Source organism: Haloarcula amylolytica JCM 13557 (assembly GCF_000336615.1).
Lineage (GTDB): Archaea > Halobacteriota > Halobacteria > Halobacteriales > Haloarculaceae > Haloarcula > Haloarcula amylolytica.
The window spans coordinates 597,677-617,573 of sequence record NZ_AOLW01000015.1; the positions used below are offsets into that span (position 1 = coordinate 597,677).

Annotated in this window: 21 protein-coding genes; 15 read left to right on the forward strand and 6 right to left on the reverse strand. The window is 64.4% G+C overall.

All coding sequences use genetic code 11. The features are described 5' to 3' along the window. Nucleotides 1–22: 22 nt before the first annotated feature. The 4 genes from C442_RS08925 to C442_RS08940 are packed head-to-tail and all read left to right on the forward strand — an operon-like array spanning nt 23 to nt 4,149. Entirely contained in the window at nt 23–823 is an 801-nt protein-coding gene (locus tag C442_RS08925; protein ID WP_008309659.1) for a hypothetical protein, read from the forward strand. After that, a complete protein-coding gene (locus tag C442_RS08930; protein ID WP_008309660.1) occupies nt 820–2,214 on the forward strand; it encodes a right-handed parallel beta-helix repeat-containing protein in 1,395 nt (464 codons plus the stop codon). The genes C442_RS08925 and C442_RS08930 overlap by 4 nt, the downstream gene beginning before the upstream one ends. After that, nucleotides 2,201–3,208 (forward strand): ABC transporter ATP-binding protein, encoded by a 1,008-nt coding sequence (locus C442_RS08935; RefSeq protein ID WP_008309662.1) that lies wholly within the window; start codon nt 2,201–2,203, stop codon nt 3,206–3,208. The genes C442_RS08930 and C442_RS08935 overlap by 14 nt, the downstream gene beginning before the upstream one ends. Further along, nucleotides 3,205–4,149, forward strand: a complete 945-nt coding sequence (locus tag C442_RS08940; RefSeq protein WP_008309664.1) for an ABC transporter permease — start codon at nt 3,205–3,207, stop codon at nt 4,147–4,149. Before C442_RS08935 ends, C442_RS08940 begins: the two co-directional genes overlap by 4 nt. Before the next feature lie 8 nt (nt 4,150–4,157). On the opposite strand, the gene C442_RS08945 is transcribed toward C442_RS08940, so the two are convergent. From C442_RS08945 to C442_RS08955, 3 genes are all read right to left on the reverse strand, one after another. Beyond that, complete coding sequence (locus C442_RS08945) at nt 4,158–5,054, reverse strand: hypothetical protein (RefSeq protein ID WP_008309666.1); 897 nt, start codon at nt 5,052–5,054, stop codon at nt 4,158–4,160. A 39-nt stretch (nt 5,055–5,093) separates the two neighbouring features. Continuing rightward, the gene (locus C442_RS08950; RefSeq protein WP_008309668.1) at nt 5,094–6,191 is read right to left on the reverse strand and encodes a hypothetical protein; all 1,098 of its coding nucleotides are present in this window, start codon (nt 6,189–6,191) and stop codon (nt 5,094–5,096) included. Between the two features lie 171 nt (nt 6,192–6,362). Continuing rightward, nucleotides 6,363–7,196 (reverse strand): MBL fold metallo-hydrolase, encoded by an 834-nt coding sequence (locus tag C442_RS08955; protein ID WP_008309670.1) that lies wholly within the window; start codon nt 7,194–7,196, stop codon nt 6,363–6,365. A 113-nt stretch (nt 7,197–7,309) separates the two neighbouring features. Here C442_RS08955 and C442_RS08960 point away from each other — a divergent pair, with 113 nt between their 5' ends. Continuing rightward, nucleotides 7,310–7,759, forward strand: a complete 450-nt coding sequence (locus C442_RS08960; protein WP_008309672.1) for a universal stress protein — start codon at nt 7,310–7,312, stop codon at nt 7,757–7,759. Between the two features lie 153 nt (nt 7,760–7,912). On the opposite strand, the gene C442_RS08965 is transcribed toward C442_RS08960, so the two are convergent. Beyond that, nucleotides 7,913–8,311 (reverse strand): YlbF family regulator, encoded by a 399-nt coding sequence (locus C442_RS08965; protein WP_008309674.1) that lies wholly within the window; start codon nt 8,309–8,311, stop codon nt 7,913–7,915. Between the two features lie 265 nt (nt 8,312–8,576). Between C442_RS08965 and C442_RS08970 the strand changes: the two genes are divergently transcribed. From C442_RS08970 to C442_RS09000, 8 genes are all read left to right on the forward strand, one after another. Beyond that, a complete protein-coding gene (locus C442_RS08970) occupies nt 8,577–9,851 on the forward strand; it encodes a methyl-accepting chemotaxis protein (RefSeq protein WP_008309676.1) in 1,275 nt (424 codons plus the stop codon). 54 nt (nt 9,852–9,905) lie between these two features. Beyond that, nucleotides 9,906–10,952, forward strand: coding sequence for a diphthamide biosynthesis enzyme Dph2 (gene dph2, locus C442_RS08975; protein ID WP_008309677.1), 1,047 nt, complete (start codon nt 9,906–9,908; stop codon nt 10,950–10,952). A gap of 64 nt (nt 10,953–11,016) precedes the next feature. Then, a complete protein-coding gene (locus C442_RS22615; RefSeq protein WP_239642286.1) occupies nt 11,017–11,277 on the forward strand; it encodes a PAS domain-containing protein in 261 nt (86 codons plus the stop codon). A 140-nt stretch (nt 11,278–11,417) separates the two neighbouring features. Continuing rightward, entirely contained in the window at nt 11,418–12,998 is a 1,581-nt protein-coding gene (locus tag C442_RS08980) for a sensor histidine kinase (RefSeq protein ID WP_239642287.1), read from the forward strand. Next, nucleotides 12,991–13,437, forward strand: a complete 447-nt coding sequence (locus C442_RS08985; RefSeq protein ID WP_008309678.1) for a response regulator — start codon at nt 12,991–12,993, stop codon at nt 13,435–13,437. The genes C442_RS08980 and C442_RS08985 overlap by 8 nt, the downstream gene beginning before the upstream one ends. 2 nt (nt 13,438–13,439) lie before the next feature. Further along, nucleotides 13,440–14,513: a hybrid sensor histidine kinase/response regulator gene (locus C442_RS08990; RefSeq protein ID WP_008309679.1), complete on the forward strand. Its 1,074-nt coding sequence runs from the start codon at nt 13,440–13,442 to the stop codon at nt 14,511–14,513. A 96-nt stretch (nt 14,514–14,609) separates the two neighbouring features. Continuing rightward, entirely contained in the window at nt 14,610–16,169 is a 1,560-nt protein-coding gene (locus C442_RS08995; protein WP_008309680.1) for a sensor histidine kinase, read from the forward strand. A 50-nt stretch (nt 16,170–16,219) separates the two neighbouring features. Continuing rightward, a complete protein-coding gene (locus C442_RS09000) occupies nt 16,220–16,846 on the forward strand; it encodes an METTL5 family protein (RefSeq protein WP_008309681.1) in 627 nt (208 codons plus the stop codon). Here C442_RS09000 and C442_RS09005 read toward each other — a convergent pair. Together C442_RS09005 and C442_RS09010 are read right to left on the reverse strand one after the other, a co-directional pair. After that, nucleotides 16,843–18,501, reverse strand: coding sequence for a rhomboid family intramembrane serine protease (locus tag C442_RS09005; RefSeq protein ID WP_049942905.1), 1,659 nt, complete (start codon nt 18,499–18,501; stop codon nt 16,843–16,845). The two genes, C442_RS09000 and C442_RS09005, sit on opposite strands and share 4 nt — an antisense overlap. Nucleotides 18,502–18,616: 115 nt before the next feature. Further along, nucleotides 18,617–19,036, reverse strand: a complete 420-nt coding sequence (locus C442_RS09010; RefSeq protein ID WP_008309686.1) for a DoxX family membrane protein — start codon at nt 19,034–19,036, stop codon at nt 18,617–18,619. A 136-nt stretch (nt 19,037–19,172) separates the two neighbouring features. Here C442_RS09010 and C442_RS09015 point away from each other — a divergent pair, with 136 nt between their 5' ends. After that, on the forward strand, nt 19,173–19,523 hold the full coding sequence (locus C442_RS09015) for a winged helix-turn-helix transcriptional regulator (protein WP_008309689.1): 351 nt from the start codon (nt 19,173–19,175) through the stop codon (nt 19,521–19,523). Between the two features lie 46 nt (nt 19,524–19,569). After that, entirely contained in the window at nt 19,570–19,896 is a 327-nt protein-coding gene (locus C442_RS09020; RefSeq protein ID WP_008309691.1) for a hypothetical protein, read from the forward strand. Nucleotide 19,897 lies beyond the last annotated feature (1 nt).

The following is a 19,897-nucleotide window of genomic DNA, read 5'->3' on the forward strand; positions in this document are numbered from 1 at the left end:
CCCATTTCGGAGGTGTTCAGCCATGCAACGACCCACCATCGACGACTTCCGTGAGATACGGCGGGGCCTCCCCGTGGGAGCGGCGCTGCTGTTCGTCGCGGCGCTCGCGTTCCCGATGTGGCAAATTAGCGTCGACGCGGTCCAGTACCCCAGCACGACGCTCCACGTCTCGCTGTACGCCTACCCCAGACTCGCCGGGGACTTTACCGAGATGGCAAGGTTAAACCACTACGTCGGGTTCTACTTCCCCGACCCGGTGCTGATCGAGCCGAACTTCCCCGTCGAGGAGAACGCCATCGACGTGCCCGAGTGGTCGCTGGGTCCGGTGGCGTTCATCGGCGTCTCGCTGCTGTCGGTGTTCGTCGCTATCGCCCCGACCACCGAGAAGCTCAAACGCGGTCTGAAGTACCAGTTCGCCGGCACGGTGTTCGTGTTTACCGCGATGCTGGTGCTCATCCAAGCCCGACTCTGGCAGGCCGGCCACACGCTCGATCCCGGTGCGCCGGTGATGGGCGTCGACGGCTTCACGCCGCCGCTGTGGGGCCAGTATCAGGTCGCCAACATCACGAGCGTCTCCCGGTTCGGCCTCGGCGCGTACATGGCCGCGGCTGCCGTTGGACTGCTCGCGGTTTCGTACTACTACCGCGACCAGGCGGCGACGTTCGGTGAGCTCCCGGTCCGAGTTCGCGACGGACTCACCGGGCTTCCCGACGCCGTCCGGGACCGCCTCGGCCGTGACGGCGACACCGACGACGAGGAGGACGCCCCGCACCGCCCGACGACCACCGCGGTCAAATCTGACCAATCAGAAACTCACTCATGAGCCCACTGTCCCACGATTTCGAGCGTGTGTTCGCCGTCGGTACCGCGGTCCTGCTCGTGCTGTCGGTCGTCGCTGTCGGGATGGCCAGCGCCGGCCCAACTGACAGCGCAGGCAGCGACGACCTCGCCTTCGACCCCGACGTGCCCGACACTGACTCGTTCACCGCCCCGTCGGCCGACGGCACCGCGACGGTCGACGGCGAGACCTACGACAGCGCGCAGGGGGCGGTTGACGCCGCAGACCCCGGCGACACCGTCACGCTCGACGGTCGCTTCGACGAGACTCTCGTCGTGACGACGCCGAACGTCACGCTCTCCGGGAGCGGTCCCGGGTCAGCGCTGCTGCACGGCGACGGCGAGGGCGACGTGCTCGCCGTCGAAGCACAGGGCGTCACCGTGACGGACCTCTGGGTCCGCAACAGCGGCTACAGCACCGCGACGAACGACGCCGCGATATTCGTCAACGGAAGCGACGTCACCGTCCGCGACAGCCGCGTCACCGACATGACCTTCGGTATCTGGCTCGACGGCGTCGACGACGCCGAGATCCGCAACAACACCATCGTCGGCCGCGAGGAGATTACGCAGCTGACCAAGCGCGGCAACGGCGTCCAGATCTGGAAGACCGAGGACAGCGTCATCCGGAACAACGACATCACCACCGTCCGGGACGGACTCTACTTCAACTGGGCGAAAGACGTCAACGCCAGCGGGAACACGATGTGGGACCTCCGCTATGGAGTCCACTACATGTACTCGGACGACTCGCACCTGCGGGACAACACCGCCTTCGACAACGACGTCGGGTACGCGCTGATGGTGTCGAAACACCTCGTCATCGCGGACAACGTGGCGGTGAACAACAGCGGGCAGTCCGGCCACGGCATCCTTGTCAAGAGCATCGACGACACGGACATCCGCGGCAACCACCTCGTCGACAACGAGAACGGGCTGTTCGTCTACAACTCCGTCAGCAATCGCATCGTCGGCAACCTCGTCGTCGGCAACGACATCGGTGTCCACATCGCCGCGGGGAGTACCGACGGCACCGTGACCGAGAACAGTTTCATCCGCAACAACAGACCGGTGCTGGCGGTCATGAGCGACCAGGTCCACTGGAACGAGAGCGTCGGGAACTACTGGTCCCGGGCGAACCCGACGGACGTTGACGACGACGGCGTCGGCGACACCCGCTACCAGCCGGCCGGGACCGTCCAGCAGGTCACCGCGAAAAAGCCCGCCGCGCGAGTGTTCGCCAGCAGCCCGGCCTTCGACGCCGTTCGGCTGGCCGAGTCGTCCGTCCCGGTCGTCCAGTCGCCCGGCGTCGTCGATGCCCGCCCGCTGACCGAACCACCCCACGAGAACTGGAGGAGCTACTATGAACGTGATTGATGTCGACGACGTATCGAAATCCTACGGCGACGTGCAGGCGCTTGACGGACTGAGTCTGTCTGTCGAACAGGGGGCCACCCTCGGCGTGTTCGGCACGAACGGGGCCGGCAAAACGACGCTGTTCAAACTGCTCGTCGGGTTGAACAAGCCCGACGCGGGCAGCGTCTCCGTCGCCGGCGCGGACCCGACCGACGGGACCACCGTTCGTGAACGAGTACGCTACCTGCCGGAGCACGCCGGTTTCCCGCCGAGCCTGACCGGCCGCGAGATACTCAGCTTCCACGCCCGGATGCGCTCGGTGCCCCGGGAAGACCGGGCCCACCACGTCGAGCGCATCCTGCACACAGTCGGACTCGCAGACGCCGCGGACCGCCGCGTCGGCGGCTACTCCAACGGGATGAACCGTCGGCTCGGCCTCGGCACCGCGCTCATCGGCGAGCCGGCCGTGCTGATACTCGACGAACCGACCGCGGGGCTCGACCCCGACGGCATCCGGGCGTTCCACGAGGTCGTGGAGTCCCTGGCGGCCGAGACGGACGTGACTATCGTCTTCTCCTCGCACGCGCTCGGGGAGATTCAGCGACTCTGCTCGGAGGCGGTCATCATCGCCGATGGACAGGTGGCGACTGCGGGACCGGTCGAGGAGCTTCGCCGCGCCGCCGCCGACGAGGTGACGGTGTCGCTGTCGCTCGCGTCCGAGGCGGTTGCGAGCGACGTGGCAGGCATGCTTCGCGACCACGAGGGCGCGTCGAGTGTCAGCCGCGCCGGCGTCGACCTGACTGTCACCGCCACCCCGACCGACGCGTACGACCTGCTAACCGCCGTCGGTGAGGGATACGACATCGACCGCTTCGAGGTCCGGGAACCCGGCCTCGAGGCTGCATTCCACGAGGCCGTCGGGGCGGAGGGCGGCGGGGACCCCGGCTCCGACAGGACAGCGGCGGCAGCGGCTGTCGACACAGCGACCGAGGACTCCGGAGGTGAGCCGGCATGAGCGAGGGCGACTCCTCGACAGATCCGACCCCGGACGGCGGCGTCGTTTCGGTCGACGCTCCGGCCACCCGGTTGCACGACGGCGGAACCGAGGGGAATACGGCCACGGACGCGACCGACGGATCGGCGCTTGCCCGACTCGCCGACAGCAGTCTGCTCACCATCGCGCGCCGGGAATACCGGCTGGCCGTCCGGAGCCGATGGGCGCTCGGCGTGGCGCTGCTGTTCGGCCTCTTTACCACCGCCGTCGTTCAGTTCGGCGCGAGTTCGGTCGGCCCGGGTCGCTTCGACGCGGTCATCGCGACCATCGCCGAACTCGGCGTCTACCTCGTCCCCCTGACGGCGCTGGCGGTCGGCTACGACGCCATCGTCGGGGCCGACGAGCGCGGGTCGCTCGAACTCATGCTCGCGCTCCCGGTGACGAAAGGCCGTGTCGTCGTCGGGACCGCCGTCGGCCGGGCGGCGGTGCTGTCCGGCGCGATGTTGCTCGGCTTCGTCCCCGGCGCGCTGCTGACCGTCCGCTACATCGGTCTCGCCAGCGTCGGCCAGTACGCGGCTGTCGCCCTCGCTGCGGTGCTGACCGCCTGTGCGATGCTGGGCGTGGCAGTGCTGGTCTCGACGGTCGCCCGGACGAAGACCCACGCGCTCGGTGCCGCACTCGCCATCTGGCTGTGGGTCGCGCTGTTGCACGACCTGGTCGCACTGGGGGCCGTCGCGGGATTCGACCTCGGGTCCGGCGCTATCGCCGCGGCAATACTCCTCAATCCCGTGGACTGCTTCCGCGTGCTCGCGCTCTCACAGGTGGACGTGGTCGCCGGCGGCTTCGGCAGCGTGCTGGCACAGGCCGGGCTGACCACGCCGATGGTCGCCGCGGCGCTCGCGGCGTGGATCGTCGTGCCCGTCAGTGTCGCTGCGAAACTCATCCAGCGACGCCGTCTCTGAAAACGGTTTTAGACCGACTGCAGCGCTGTTTCTTCCGGTTCCTCGAACAGACTGGCGACCTGTTTCGTCGTCTCGGTGCGCTCGTGGGCGTTTTCCAGAAGCACGGTCTCGCTGGGGAACAACTGCTCGCCGAGTTCGAGGCCGTGGTCGCGCGCGGTCGACCCCGTGACGGTGAGGTAGACGCCGAGGCCGGTCGCCGCGATGTCTTCCTCTTCTTCGCCGCCCTCCGTCGGATAGGTAAAGGAGACGCCGTCGAGCGCGCTCGTCCCGAGAACGGCTTCGACGAGGCGCTCGTAGCGCGGTGAGATGCAGAGTTCGCCCTCGTAGTTGGTGACGAAGGCCCGGTCGAGAGGGCCGTCCTGTGAGTCAATGACATCCGGCGTCGCCAGCAGGGTGTGATACACCGTATCGCCCAGCCCGGTCACGACCCGTACGTCCGTGTCCAGCGGGTCGATGCGGTCGTTGATCTCGTGGATGGCGGTCAGCGGTTCGTCCCGAAGCTGGACGACTTCTTCGAGAACGAGGTCGGCGCTGTCGAACCCGAGCGCGAACTCGTGGGTCCGGAGCGCCCGGAACGGCTCCTCGCGGCCGACCAGCTGGACGTCACCGTGTTCGGTCGGAACCGTGACGCTGTCGAAGACGATCCGTCGGGGCATCCCGTCGCGGTCGTCACGGAGCAGCGTGTATTCCGGCTCGTATGGCTCATCGAGCGAGGAGTAGTCGCTGATGCGATGGTACACGTCGGCGACCGCGTCCTGGTTACCCTTGGTGACGGCTTTCTCGTAGCGAAGCGTCGAGATGATATCGTCGGCCAGGTCGGTCGTCCCCGTTCGTCCGGCGAGTCGCTCCAGCACTGCTTCGAGGGGCCGGCCCTTGCGCGGAACGGCCACTCTCGTCGTCGTCATTATGCAGGCACAGACGGGGGATCGGTAAAACGAGTTCGGTTATTCGCCGCCGCCGATAACCGACGACAGCTGTTCGCGCCACTGTTTGAGCTCTTCGATCTCCGATTCGGTTTCGTCGATCCGGTCGGCGAGTTCGCCGTCGTCGATCTCCTCGCGGACAGCTTCGATATCGTCTTCGAGGGCGTCAAGCTGCCCTTCGACGCTCTCGACATCCCCGGAGAGGTCGTCGACCTGATCGGAGGCGGACGTGGCTGCATCCGTCGCCGACTGGACCTCGTCCTCGAAATCCTCCAGAGTCGCTTCGAAGGAATCGAGGCGCTCGCCGAACTCCTGAATCATGTCTTCGCCGGTGCCGTTCTCTTCGAGGAACTCCTCGAGAGCGTCGGTGTACGCACGGAGGTCCGCGACATCGCTCTGGATGCGCTGGATCCGGGCGTCGTTGACGCCGCCGGCGTCGCTGTCGTCCTCGGAGACGGCGTCGAGCGCGCGCTTGAGGAGCTTCACGTCTTCGGGGGAGACGTTCTGATCGCGGATTTCCTGTGCCATCGTCGCGACGACAGCACCGGATTGGACCTCGGAATCAGCCGGTGCGGCGTTGCTCTCTTCGGGGGCCTCGACGCTTGAGTCCGGGTTGTTCGGGTCCGAAAGATCCAGTGTCTCGATGTCCTCGTCGTCATCGTCTTCCAGACCGGGAACGCTGTCGGCGTCACCGGCGATAACGTCCCGAACAGCCTCGTCGCCCCCACCGACGAGGTCTTCCTCATCTTCGTCCAGAGGCGGGTTCACACTCTCGATTTCGGGTTCCGTCAGGAACTTCTCGACGTCGTCGGTTCCCGTCGCACGGATACCGTAGACGGTCGTGTAGTCGGCTTCGGGTTCAAGTTCCTTCTCGAAAGCGATCCGGTTTTCGTTGATATCCCAGTACTCGCTGCCGTACTCGGGGTGGAAGCCCAGATCCTCGACTGCTACGTCTTCCGGAACGGTGTCGACTAGCCTGACCGTCACCGGAACAGACCGTCGCGAAGTGAGATTGAACGCTATCGCGGGTACGGGGAACTCGTCCGCCTCGAACCGCTTGGTCACTGTCACGCCATCTGCGGCGACAGTGACTTCGTCGTAGGCTTGCGAATTGCTCATGGTCTGTATGGTCTCAGCAATAGTATTAAAGGTACGTACCTGACCAACATTTACACCTTTTTTCTATACGATACTGGTTAATATAATATAGAGACGTAACCTCAGTAACACGAACAGGACGTGAGCCAGCAAAGACGGACAGACCGTCCGTGCGACACTGGCAGACCGTTGTCAGTCGAGATCGTACCGGTCGCCGATTTCAACGATTGAAAGCGTCGAGGGATGCGCGAAGCTGTTGGCGTGGTTGTGCAGGACGGTCGGCTCCGTCGTCATCCCCTTCCACATGTCCCAGTGGGTCGGGACGAGGGTGTCCAGTTGGAGTTCGTTCGCGGCTTCGATAATCATGTTCTCGTCGTTGTACCACTGCGTTCGCGTGGGTTCGCCGGTCTCCTTGTCGTCTATCATCCCGACGGTCCCGAACGCGAGGACGCCGACGTCGATGTCGTAGCGCTCGCCGACGGTTTCGAACTCGCCGGGGCGGGCGTCGCCGCCGTGGAAGAACGTGCCGGATTCGTGTTCGAATACGTACGACACCGGATGGTCGGCGTCGGGGTCGTTTGCCGGTTCGACGTGGACCGTCAGGTCGCCGATTTCGAGCGTATCGCCCTCCGTGACTTCGTGCAGTTGGTCGTCGGTGACGCTGTAGTTCTCCAGCCACGCTTCCTCCCGGATGACTTCGTGACCGCTGTCGGTCGTGTAGTAGTCCGCGCCCGTCCCAGCGAGAATCGGGGCCTGTGACGGCCCGTGAACGTGGTCGGTGTGTTCGTGGGTGCCCAGAACCGCGTCGCACTCGGTGATGTCCTCGGGGTTGAACGGCACCGGGACCATCCGCACGGTCCGCGGGGGGTCGCCCGTGCCGAGATACGGGTCGATGAAGACGGTCGTTCCGCCGCTCGATTTCACGATGAAGCCGTTACAGCCCAGATACCAGATCGCCAGCCCGTCAGGCGTCGCCGACTCCACCGCACGCGGGAGCCAGTCGTCCCAATCAGATTCGACTGTCATGTGCAGAGATGCCACGCCCGGTCGCTAAGATGTTTCGAAGACGCCGGGTCGTCTCCCGCTGTCTGAGAACGGAACCCTCGGTTTATTTCCCAGTTGGGAGAAATACGACCTGTATGTACGATCACATCCTCCTCGCCTCGGATGGGACAGAAGCCTCGACCAACGCCGAATCCCACGCGATTGCCCTCGCAGCGGAACACGGCGCGGCCCTCCACGCGCTGTATGTCGTCGACGAAGACGTGTACACTGCCTACAGCGGCGACGAGTACGTCGACGAGTCGGAGGGGCCGGAACACGGCCTCGAAGAGACGGGCCAGGAGACGCTGGCCCGGATAGAGGCCGATGCAGAGGCATCCGGCGTCGACGTGACGACGACTCTGAAACACGGACGGCCGGCCGAATCCATCATCGAAACCGCCGACGAAGCGGACGTCGACCTGCTCGTCCTCGGGACGAAGCGGCGGCCGGCGGAGTACCGGAGTCTCCTCGGCAGCATCACCGACAAGGTGCTTCGGCTGACCGAGCGACCGGCGGTCGTGGTGAAAACCGAAGTCGAGGAGTGACAGCACAGCCCGGCCAGCGGGGCCGTGTCACTGACTGGCGATAGCTGTCGGTGGAACAGTGCGGCTGACGGATGGTAGCTGTCGGCGGCATCTGCGTTCCTGACCGGTAGCTTCGGAGTCTGCGAAAAACGCGACCGCGAGAAGTACCGCTGTTCAGTCCTCGCAGCAACCGCCGGCTTTCTGGCCGAAGTCGACGGCCAGTTCCTCGGAGACGATCTCGTTGAGTTCCTGCAGGCGCAGTTCGAGTTCGTTCTGGGCCTCCAGATAGTCGCTCATCACCGGGATGTCGTGGAGTTCCTCCTGCTTTTGCTGGACCTTCCGGAGGTCCTCCTGCGAGGCGTTCCCGGTCTGGCGGGCGAGCATGAACTCCTCGCGGATCTGCTCGAACTCCTTGATGGCCGCCTGCGCCTCGTCGTGGTTTTCGACGGCGTCTTTCGTCTCCTTGAATCGCTGGTACACCGGCAACTCGGCGATTGCCTCGCCGAACTCTGTAGCGAGCGCCTCGACGTGGTCACCGTCGATATCAGCGGCGGTATCGGTCTCGATGCTCATCACCGATTGGTATGGACTCGGGCGGTATAGGCCTGCCGAAACCGGGTTGTTTCAGGCGGGATAGCTGCCCAGTGCTGGTACGACAGGCTGCGTCTGTTACCCCGTGAGACTCTGTTCCAGTCGTGAATTCCCGTCGCTCCTCGGTGTCAATATGACGGCACTCAGTTATCAGCGGTTGTAATCGGCCAGAAATCATTTACCCAGGTCATTGCTGTTTACGGTAATGGCTAAACAAGCTACAGCGAGGGAACTGCTGCCGGAATCTGTGGACAACAGCGGAGAATTCTGGCTCCACGCGTTCGAGTCGCTTGTCGAAGATCTACCAGAAGCGGCGTTCGTGGTCGACGCGGACGGCGATATCACACACTGGAACGACACGGTCGAAGGTATGCTCGGGCTCCCGGCGAGCAAGGCGGTCGGGATGAACGCCTACGACGTGTTTGGCACGGAAGGCCAAGACGAGACGCTCGCCCAGGAGGTCATCAGAACCGGGGAGCCAGTCCGCGAAAACGAGTTCCGCTCGGCCGAACGGCCAGACGGGACGATGGCACACGCGCGGGCAGTGGCAATCCCGCTCATGGGTCCCGGCGGGGACGCTATCGGTGCGCTAGAGCTACTGATCGATTTCAGCGATATCGTCGAACAGCGCGAAGCGCTCCAGAACCTCCAGTCGCAGATGGCGACGGACGTCGAGTCGGCGGTCGGCGAAATCAGCGACTCCGCCGCGGCCGTTACCGAGCAGTCCGACGAGATCAAAGACATGGCCGGCGAGCAGTCCGACAACCTCGACGAGGTCCAGTCCGAGGTCTCCGGGTTCAGCGCGACCGTCGAGGAAATCGCCTCCAGCGCCGAGGAAGTGAGCAGTCAGAGCGGCGAGGCCAGGGAGCTCGCCGAGGAGTCCGTCGAGACTGCCGAGGAAACCATCGAACGCGTCGAGGACGCGACTGAGTCCGCCGAACAGGTCGCGTCGGACTCGACGGAGCTTCGGGGTCACATCGAGGAGATCGACGAGTTCGTCGAGGTCATCAACGACATCGCGGACCAGACGAACATGCTGGCGCTGAACGCCAACATCGAGGCCGCGCGGAGCAACAGCGACAGCGACGGGTTCGCGGTCGTCGCCGACGAGATCAAGGAACTGGCCGACGAGTCCAAACAGCACGCCGACGAGGTCGAGCGCATCGTCGGCGAGGTCCGCGAGATGGCCGACAACACCGCCGAAAACGTCGAAGAAACGACCGATGCGGTTCAGCAAGCCCTCACCGATCTGGAGACGGTGCTAGACAACCAGCAGGCCATCCTCGACGCGACCTCGGAGACGGAACAGGGTATCAGCGAGGTCGCGGAGGCGACGGACGACCAGGCCGCAAGCGCCGAAGAAATCGCCAGCATGATCGACGAGATCGCCCAGCGTGCCGCCGAGGTCTCCGAGTCCATCGACGAACTGGCTGACGCCAACGGGACGCAACACCAGATGGCTCGTGACTTAGAGGAGAACGTCGAGCGGGTCGAGCGACAGCTCGCCGAGATTATGGAGTAACTGTCGCTCGCCGAAACACGGGGGTTATGGCGCTCGAACCGATACAGGATTGCAATGAGTCAAGAGCGGACTGACGGCGACCTCCGGAACACCGGACTGTCGCTCAAACACGACCGCGAGTGGGATTACGAGCTCGACCGAATCGTCGAAGCCGTCGAGGAGCGAGACGCCGAGAAGGTGGGACTGCAGTTCCCCGAGGGGCTGAAACGCCGCGGCCCGGCCGTCGCCGACGACCTCCGCGAGAACCTCCCCGACGATGTGACGGTACTGCTCTCGGGACAGCCGTGTTACGGGGCCTGCGACCTCGACACGTACATGATGCGCCGGACGGACGTGTTCGTCCACTTCGGCCACTCGCCGATGAAGGAATCGGACAAGATCATCTACGTGCCGCTGTTCTCCAACGTCGATGTCTTCCCCATCATGGAGCAGGCCCGCGAGGAACAGCTCGCGGACCCCGAAGAGGACCCCGACGTGGGGCTGGTGACGACGGCCCAGCACATGAACAAGTTCGACGAGATGCGCGAGTGGCTGGAAGAGCGTGGCTACACCGTCCACACGCGCCGGGGCGACGAGCGGCTCACCCACGAGGGACAGGTGCTCGGCTGTAACTACGCCAGCGCCGACGTCGACGCCGACCAGATGCTGTACGTCGGCGGCGGGAAGTTCCACCCGCTCGGGCTGGCGATGGAACACCCCGAGAAACACGTCGTTATCGCCGATCCCGTCAACAACGTCGTCACCGTCGCCGACACTGAGAAGTTCATGAAGCAGCGCTACGGCGCGGTCCACCGCGCGATGGACGCCGAGTCCTGGGGCGTCATCTTCTGTACCAAAATCGGCCAGGGCCGTTGGGACAAGGCCCAGGAGATCGTCGACAACAACGAGAACGCCTACCTCATCACGATGGACGAGGTGACGCCGGACCGGCTGACGAACTTCGGGATGGACGCCTACGTCAACACCGGTTGTCCCCGTATCACCACCGACGACGGCCCGCAGTTCAAGAAGCCGATGCTCACGCCCGGCGAATACGAAATCGCCATCGGCGAGAAGCCACTCGACTCGCTGGAGTTCGACACCTTCAAAGGTACCTGGTAACCGCTGTTCTCACCTCTGAGAACAAGAGACATACTGTCTTGTAGTTCGAGCGCCGAAAGGAGCTATGGCTTCTACAGAGGATGCCGTTATTTATCAGGATGTTTTTGACGCGAGTCCGGACCCGATTATGGTCCACGATGTCGACACCGGGACCGTGGTCCGGGCTAATGAGGCCGCGGGCGCGTTGCTTGGGTGTGCGCCGGAGGACATCGTCGGGATGCATGTCGGCGAGTTCAGCCCCTCGGGGTTCTCCACGGCGGACGCAAACGACCTGATAGCCGAGGCAGCCCCTCGGGGTTCTCCACGGCGGACGCAAACGACCTGATAGCCGAGGCAGCCACGTCGGGGTCGGCGCAGGTCGAGTGGGCGACCGAGGGTCCCGACGGCGCGGATCAGCTGGTCGAGGTAACGCTCGAGCGAGCCACTCTCGGCGACGAGACTCGCGTTGTAGCGTTCATCCACGATGTGACCACCATCCGTGAGCAGGAGCGAAAGCACACAGAACAAAGCGAACAGCTCCAGACGCTGATGGAGAATCTCCCTGTCGTCGTGTTCACGCTCGACCCGGACGGCGTGTTCACCTACTCGGCCGGGAAGGGCCTGGAAGGACTCGAAGTGGAACCCGGCGACTTCGAAGGGACGTCGGTGTTCGAGGCCTACGGCGAGTACCCAAACATCATCGCCGCCGTCGAACAGGCGCTGGACGGCGAGGAGGTCCGGGTGACCCAGGATATCGACGACCTCGTCTTCGAGACGTGGTATCGACCGGTGTTCGACGATGCCGGGCAGGTCAAACAGGTCGTCAGTGTCGCCCGAGACATCACTGACCTCAAGCGCCGCGAGGAGCGCATCGAGGCGCTCAGCGACGCGACCAACGAACTGCTGTACAGCCGCACGGAGACTGCGGCCGCAGACACAGTCGTCCAGATCGCACAGCGTATTATCGACCAACCACTTACCGCAATCTGGTCCTACGACAGCGGCGACGACACGCTCTATCCCATCGGTGCGACGGCGATGGCGACCGAGTTCGCCGGCGTGGAAACGCCGGCAGACCTTCCGCCGATGGGTCCAGGCAGCGACGAACACCGTATTTTCCACGCCGGCGAACCCACCGTGATAGAGGACTATCAGGAGCTGTCGAACCCTTCAGCACCGGCGATGCCGATGCGGACGCTCCTGTGCCTCCCGCTCGACGACTGGGGAATGCTGTGTATCGGGTCCGACACCGTGTCGTCGTTCGACAACGACGAGCGGTTCCTGCTGGAGATTCTCACGAGTACGGCGGCTGCCGCGCTGGAGCGACTCGAACGCGAGACGCGGCTCAAATCGAAACAGGCCGAACTGGAGCGCTCGAACGAGGCGCTCCAGCAGTTCGCCTACATCGCGTCCCACGACCTGCAGGAACCGCTCCGGATGGTGTCGAGCTACGTCGACCTGCTGAACAGCGAGTACGGCGACGACCTCGACGAGGAGGCCGCCGAGTACATGGCCTTCGCCGTCGACGGTGCCCACCGGATGCAGGAGATGGTCGACGCCCTGCTCCGGTACTCCCGCGTCGAGACGAAGGCGGGCGACTTCGAGGAGACGGACCCGGAAGCGGTTCTCGACCGCACGCTGGACGCCTTGCAGATGCGAATAGAGGAGGTGGACGCTACCATCACGGCAGAGTCACTGCCACGCGTCGACGCCGACTCGAACCAGGTCGGCCAAGTGTTCCAGAATCTGCTGGAAAACGCCATCGAGTACGCGACGGAGGCCGGCATCGAACCCCATATCGAGGTCAGCGCCGAAGAAGACGACGGCATGGTGACGTTCACCGTCTCGGACAACGGGCCGGGGATTCCGGCGGCGGACCGCGAGGAGGTGTTCGACATCTTCCACCGCGCCGGTGCCCACGACACGGAGGGCACCGGCATCGGGCTGGCCGTCTGCCAGCGAATTGTCCTGCGCCACGACGGCCGCATCTGGGTCGAACCGTCCGACGACGGCGCGACATTCAAATTTACGCTGCCCGCGGTGACGGGGGTGAGCGGCGATGACTGACTCCAGCGAGGGGCGGCCGGTGGAGATTCTGCTGGCGGAGGACAACCCCGGCGATGTCAAACTGACCGAGAAAGCCCTGGAGAAGGGGAAGGTGCTGAACAACCTTCACGTCGTCAACGACGGCGTCGAGGCGCTTGCGTTCCTCCGGCAGGAAGGTGAGTACGGCGACGCACCGCGGCCGGACCTGCTGTTGCTCGATCTCAATATGCCCCGCAAAGGAGGGCAGGAAGTCCTCGAAGAGATGAAAGGCGACGAGTCGCTCCGGCGGATTCCGGTCGTCGTGCTGACCAGTTCCGAGGCGGAAGAGGACATCATCGAATCGTACGATCTCCACGCGAACGCCTACCTGACGAAACCGGTCGACTTCGACGGCTTCGTCGACATCGTGAGCAGTATCGAGGATTTCTTCCTCACGGTCGTCAAGCGGCCGCCGAAATAACGATGGCTGAGACGGTGCATCTCGACGTGCTCCTCGTCGAGGATAACCCGGGCGATGCCCGCCTCGTCGAGCATCACCTGAACTCGCCGGCGGTGGCGCACTTCGTCGACGACGTGACGATTTCCCACGTCGAATCGCTGGCACCGGTCGCAGAGCGTGAGGAAGCGGCCTACGACGTGGTACTGCTTGACCTCGGACTCCCCGAGTCGACAGGGCTCGCGACGCTCGACCGGGCAACCGAGATCGTAGAGGGAGTGCCGATCATCGTCCTCACCGGGATGCAGGACCGGGAGATGGCTATCGAAGCGATCAACCGGGGCGCACAGGACTACCTGCCGAAAGAGGACCTGGACGGCGACCGACTCGTGAGAGCGCTCCGGTACGCAGTCGTCAGGAGCCGCCAGCAGCGTGCCATTCAGCGCCAGACCGACCAGATGGATTTCTTCAACAGCATCCTGCAACACGACATCCTCAACGGGATGAACGTCATTCGGGCGCGCGGGGAACTCCTCGAAGACACGCTCGACAGCGAGGAACGCGAGTACGCGTCGACCATCGTCCAGTGGAGCGACGACCTCATCGAACTCACCGAGAAGGTCCGGTCAGTGCTGGAGACGGTCACCGAAGAGGGCGGACGGGACCACGGACACCGGGAGCTACAGGCCGTCCTCGACGATGCAGCGGACCGCGCCCGGTCAGTCAGCGACGACTGTACCGTCACAATCGAGCCACAGGCGGTCACTGTCGTCGCCGACGAGTTGCTCGATGACGTGTTCGGGAACCTCTTTCTCAACGCGGTCGAACACGGCGGCGACGACGTAACTATCGACGTGACGACGACGGTCGAGGAGGGGGTCGTGACTGTCCGTTTAGCAGACGACGGAGACGGGATTCCGAGCAGTGATGCCCGCCGCATCTTCGAGCGTGGCGAGAAAGGGTCTGAGTCCGGCGGCACTGGCTTCGGCCTCTACTTCGTGGACACGATGGTCCGGAGCTACGGCGGCGATGTCTGGGTCGAGGACAGCGACAGCGGCGGTGCAGCGTTTTACGTTGAACTCCCGCACGCGACTCTGTAGGGGTGGCTGCTTGTCACACCGTCATCGCTCGGGTGCATTTCAGCTCCTGAGAAACGGGTCCGAATCTTCAACTCCCGGGAGACCGAGTCACCTGCTATGGATGATCCGCTGGACTGTCCCGAGGGTAGCGACTCGGAGGAGCGAGATCGCTATCTGGCAGCTATGCAGGACCTCACTGCAGCGATGGCGGCCAGCGGGACCTCGTTTCGGGAGCGTGTCGAGCCAGTCTTGGACGTCGGTCGAGAACACCTGGGGTTTCCGAACGGGCATATCGCGGTCGTCTCCGGCGACGAACACACAATCGTCGCCAGTAGCGGCCTGTCTTCGACGATTACGCCGGGGGCCGAGACACCGCTTTCGGAGACGTACTGCAGACACACCCTCGACGAATCCGGGATACACGTCGTCACCAACGCGAGCGAGTCAATGTCGACTGACCCCGCCTACGAGCGGTTCGGACTGGAGGCGTACGTCGGCACGACACTTCGAGCGGACGGGGCGGAGTACGGAACGCTGTGTTTCGTCAACGACAACGAGGCGATTTCTGAGTTCTCGGACTGGCAACAGACGCTGTTCGAGCATCTCACGCAGTGGGTCGAAGCGGAGATCGAACGCGAGCTAGCTGTCGACACACGCGAGCAGAGCCAGCAGCTGTTGGAAGCGACGTTCAACTCACCGGAGACGTTCATCGGTATCCTCGACGCTGACGGAAACCTCCTCAGGGCGAACGAAACAGCGCTCGGGTTCGTCGATGCTGATGACGAAGCCGTATTCGGGGAACCGTTCTGGGACACGCCCTGGTGGAACCACAATGAGGCAGTGGCGTACCGTTGCCAGGATGCTGTCGAGCGGGCGATGGACGGTGAGATGGTCAGGTTCGAGGCCGAGCATATCGGCGCAGACGGCCAGCGGATCTCGACCTCTGTCGTGGCCCGACCAGTAGCGGTCGACGGGACCGTGCAGAAAATAATCGTCGAGGGGACAGACATCACGGATCTCAAGCGCCGCGAAGAGCAGATGGAGTTTTTCAACAGCATCCTCAGACACGACATCCTCAACGGGATGACCGTCATCGAAGCGCGTGCGGAAACGCTTGCAGACGCACTCGGCGGGACACAGGCGACGTACGCCGAAACGATTCTGGACTGGAGTCGGGATATCGTCGACCTCACACAGAAGGTCCGGAGCGTGCTGAGCACGATGTCTGACGACGGCCTGACCGAAGCAGAGACAATCGCACTGGGGCCGGTCGTCGAAGGGGCCACGAGAAAAGCGGCCTCGATGGACGAGGACTGCACGCTCAAAACAGACATCCCTGACGGCATCGAGGTCGTGGCTGACGACCTCCTCGACGATGTTGTCGGGAACATCTTGACGAACGCCGTCGAGCACGGCGGTCCAGGCACTACAATCGAGGTGACGACGGAACGCGTCGACTCGATGGTCCACCTTCGCATCGCGGACGACGGCCCCGGGATACCGCCCGAAGAGCGCGAGGCGATCTTCGAGAAAGGGGAGCGTGGAACCGAGTCGACGGGGACTGGGTTCGGACTCTACTTCGTGTCGGTGATGGTCGACAGCTACGGCGGCGACATCTGGGTGGAAGAAAGCGACCTCGGCGGCAGCGAATTCGTCGTCGCACTCCCGTCCGAATAACTACTGAGCATTTCCAAACGTTTTTGAATGAATCGGGCGTATCTCCAGTAATGCCGACAAAGAGTGCGCTCGCCCAGCAACTCGCCGTTGTCGCCGGGTTCGACAACCCACGGGCCAGTCTCGAACAGTACCGGACACCGCCGGACCTGGCGGCGCATCTGGTCCATACTGCGGACCTCCAGGACGATATCCAGGGACAGACGGTCGTCGACCTCGGCTGTGGCACCGGGATGCTGGCGCTGGGTGCAGCGCTGCGGTCGCCGGCGCGGGTGGTCGGGCTAGATATCGACCCCGCACCACTGTCGACGGCGCGCGAAAACGAGCGGAAGGTCGGGTCGACGACGCCGGTGTCGTGGGTTCGAGCGGATGCCACGACAGCCCCGCTGTGTCCGCCCACTGAGGAAACCACCGTCGTGATGAACCCGCCCTTCGGCGCGCAGTCGGACAACGAACACGCCGACCGTCGGTTCCTCGAAACCGCCGCGTCCATCACGGGCGTCTCCTACTCGATTCACAACGAGGGGAGCCAGTCGTTCGTCGAGTCCTTCGCCGCCGACAACGGCGGCGAGGTGACCCACGCCTTCGAGACGGAGTTCGATCTGCCGCGACAGTTCGAGTTCCACGAATCGGACCGGCAGGCGATCACCGCGGAAGTGTACCGCATCGACTGGACCTAGTTCCGCGCCGCTTGCTGGCGGCGCTCCGCGATTTTGACGCGAGTGCCGTCGGTCCGTGCGTACAGCCGCGACCGGTTCCGCTCGAAGGTCAGCCCGCCGATCCGCGTCCGCGTCATGTTCGCCGGGAGCGGTGCCTGCCCGACCGTTTCGTTCCCCCGCGTTACGCTCACGTCGAACCCGTTCTGCCGGGCAGCCACTGTCACGTTCCGTCCGTCCAGTATCACGTCCGCCGTCGACGGCTCTGAGGTGTAGGCCGTCCGGGGCTGGCCGCCCTCGCGCCTGAGTTGGACCCGATAGACACTGTCGTTGCCGAGCACTGACCAGTCCGTCCGGTTCGCGTAGACCGATTCGCGCCAGGTCGCCCCGCCGACTGTGACCCGCTCCTCGCCGTTGACCGCGAGCCGGCCCGGCTGGACGGCGGCGATCCAGACCTCCCGCTCCGCGCTGGCGACGATGACGCCGCTCGCGTTGACGCTCGCCCCCTCTCGCTGCGTTGGGACCCAGATGCTCTCGAAGTACGCGTTGGGCACGTTCTCGTCGTAGGTCACCACGTAGTCTCTGATCTCGATGCCGTCTTCGGGGAGCTGGTCCTCCTGCAGGTCGACGACGTTCGTGGGGACGGCAGCGAGACTCAGTGCGCCGAGGACGACGAGCAGGACCATCACTGCGAGTGACGCCGGCCGGCGGTCAAACGACGGGCGAAAACTCCGGTCAGAACCGACGGTCGCCGCTGCGACGACGAGCGCCAGAACGAACACCAGCGCCGTCCCGGCCCAGCGGAACAGCCGAAACCGGCCGCCACCGAGCGGTATGTACACCGCCCACAGTCCCTGCGCGACGGCGAACACGAGCGTCGCAAAGAACACCCGCAGCGTGTCAGGGCGTTCGTTCCGGTTCCACAGGAGCGCGAGGGCCACGACGACGCCAGCCAGAATGCCGATGGCGTGGCCCTGGATGGCGATGTTGGACCACCACGGCGTCACGAACCGGGTCTGACCCGAGGCCGTCGACACGGGGTAGCGAAGCGCCGAATACAGGAGGTCGAGCACGCGGTTTCCGAGAAACGCACCGAGAAACAGCGTCGGCCGCGCCACGAGCGCGAATCCGGCGATGGCAAACACCACGCCGGAAAAGCCCACAATCGGCCCGATGGCGAACACCGCGGAGAACACGCCGACGACGAACATGGCGACGGGAACAGCCAGAATCCGGGCGAGTGGGTTCGTCCGCAGCGACGTGAAGGTCTGGACGCCCCGCTTGCGAGGGTAGTGTCCCCAGACGTACTCCGCGACCGTCCCGTACACCAGCGTGCCCATGAGGTTCCCCGTAATATGCCCCTGGCTGCCGTGGGTGAACGCCCCGGTGAGCATCCCGAACGGGTAGAAGTACGACCACGTCCGGAACGGAGTAACGAGCGGGTTCCGCGGGTGCCACCACGCGCCCTGCAGGAACAGGTACACCGCCGCGACGCCGGCCATCGTCAGCAGCGTCCCCCACGGGACCCCAAGGAGGAACCGTGTCCGTATGCTGTCGCCAGGTCGCGCATCCGAGAAGCGGCGGACGGCAACGAGGACAGCGAGCACCACGGTGAGAACGACCGCTTCCTGCCACGGGAGCCACGCGGGGATGGCCGGCGTCGGCAGCGACTGCATCATCTGTCCGCTATTCGGGTACGGGACGGCTTATGGATGGCGGCAGATGTCACTCACCAACAGTGACGAACGGGGAGCGGACCGGACTCAGGCAGCCGTCCCAGACAGATACGTCGCCTCAGAACAGGGACATGCCAACGCTGTAGGGCCAGGACGTGCCGGCCACCGCAAGCAGCGACAGCGCGCCGCCGGCGAGAGCAACGTTCTTGAGGAACTGCGTCATCTCGTCCTGTACCTGGTCGTCCGGAACCGCCCAGAAGTTGTGCATCATGACGGCGGAGGCGACGAGGAACGTCGCCAGCGCCCCGGCCGCGATAACGGGGTACGCCCCGAGGACGACGAGGACACCGCTGACGAGGAGCAATCCGCCGCTTCCGTAAACCGAGGCCGCGGGTGCTGGGAGCCCCTTCGCCTCGGCGTAGGGGGTCATCTGCCCGGCGTTCTGGAAGTGATTCAGGCCTGTGAAGGCGAGGACGCCACCGAACAGGAGGCGACCAAGCAGGAACAGTTCGCCCGCCCCGGCGGACTCGAACGCCATCAGGCGCTCACCTCCGGCGCAGGGGTGGTTTCGCTACGAGACTGTCGAACCGCGATTGGTAGTTTCATTACGTTACTTGGTTCGTATGCGAACCTATTTGTACGTTCCCGGACAAGGGAGATACCAGGTAGCACCGATGTCATCTGAAGTATTCACCGCCGCGGACGAGGAGGAAGAGAGCGGGCCGTGTGCCGTCATCGAGTCGCTGGAACAGATCGGATCGCGCTGGCGGCTGGTCGTCCTCCACGAACTCCAGAACGGCGAACAGCGGTTCAACGAACTCAAACGCGCCACCGATGCCAGCTCCCGCACCCTCTCGCGGGTCCTCGACGACCTGCAGGAGATGGACTTCGTCGACCGACGGCTCGAAGAGGACGCGCCCGTCGCGACGTACTACCAGCTCACGCCCAAGGGCGAATCCCTCTGTCCAGTGTTCGACGAAATCGAGGACTGGGCCGAGGAGTGGCTGGCCGGTTGCCAGAGCTGATCCGACAACGCAGACTTTTCTATCCCCCGGCCCCATCGCTTTACCAATGGGAGTACGGCCACCAGCCGATAACAGCGACGAGCCAGACGTCATCGAGTTCGGTATCGCGGCACTCGACGCCCGCCTGTCGGACGTGGACATCGAGTATCCCGCGACGGCGAGGGAGGTCCGGGACGCCGCCGGCCACATCGCGGTCCCGTTCGACGCGTCGGGCCACTCGATGACCGTCGCCGAGGCGCTCGAGGAGACGACTGCCACGGAGTTCGACAACGAGCAGGAGCTACTCAACGACCTCCATCCGATATTCGAACGGAAACGGGAAGCAACCAGAAACAGTATTCTCTCCCAGCTCCGCGCGCTGGTCCCGTTCTAAA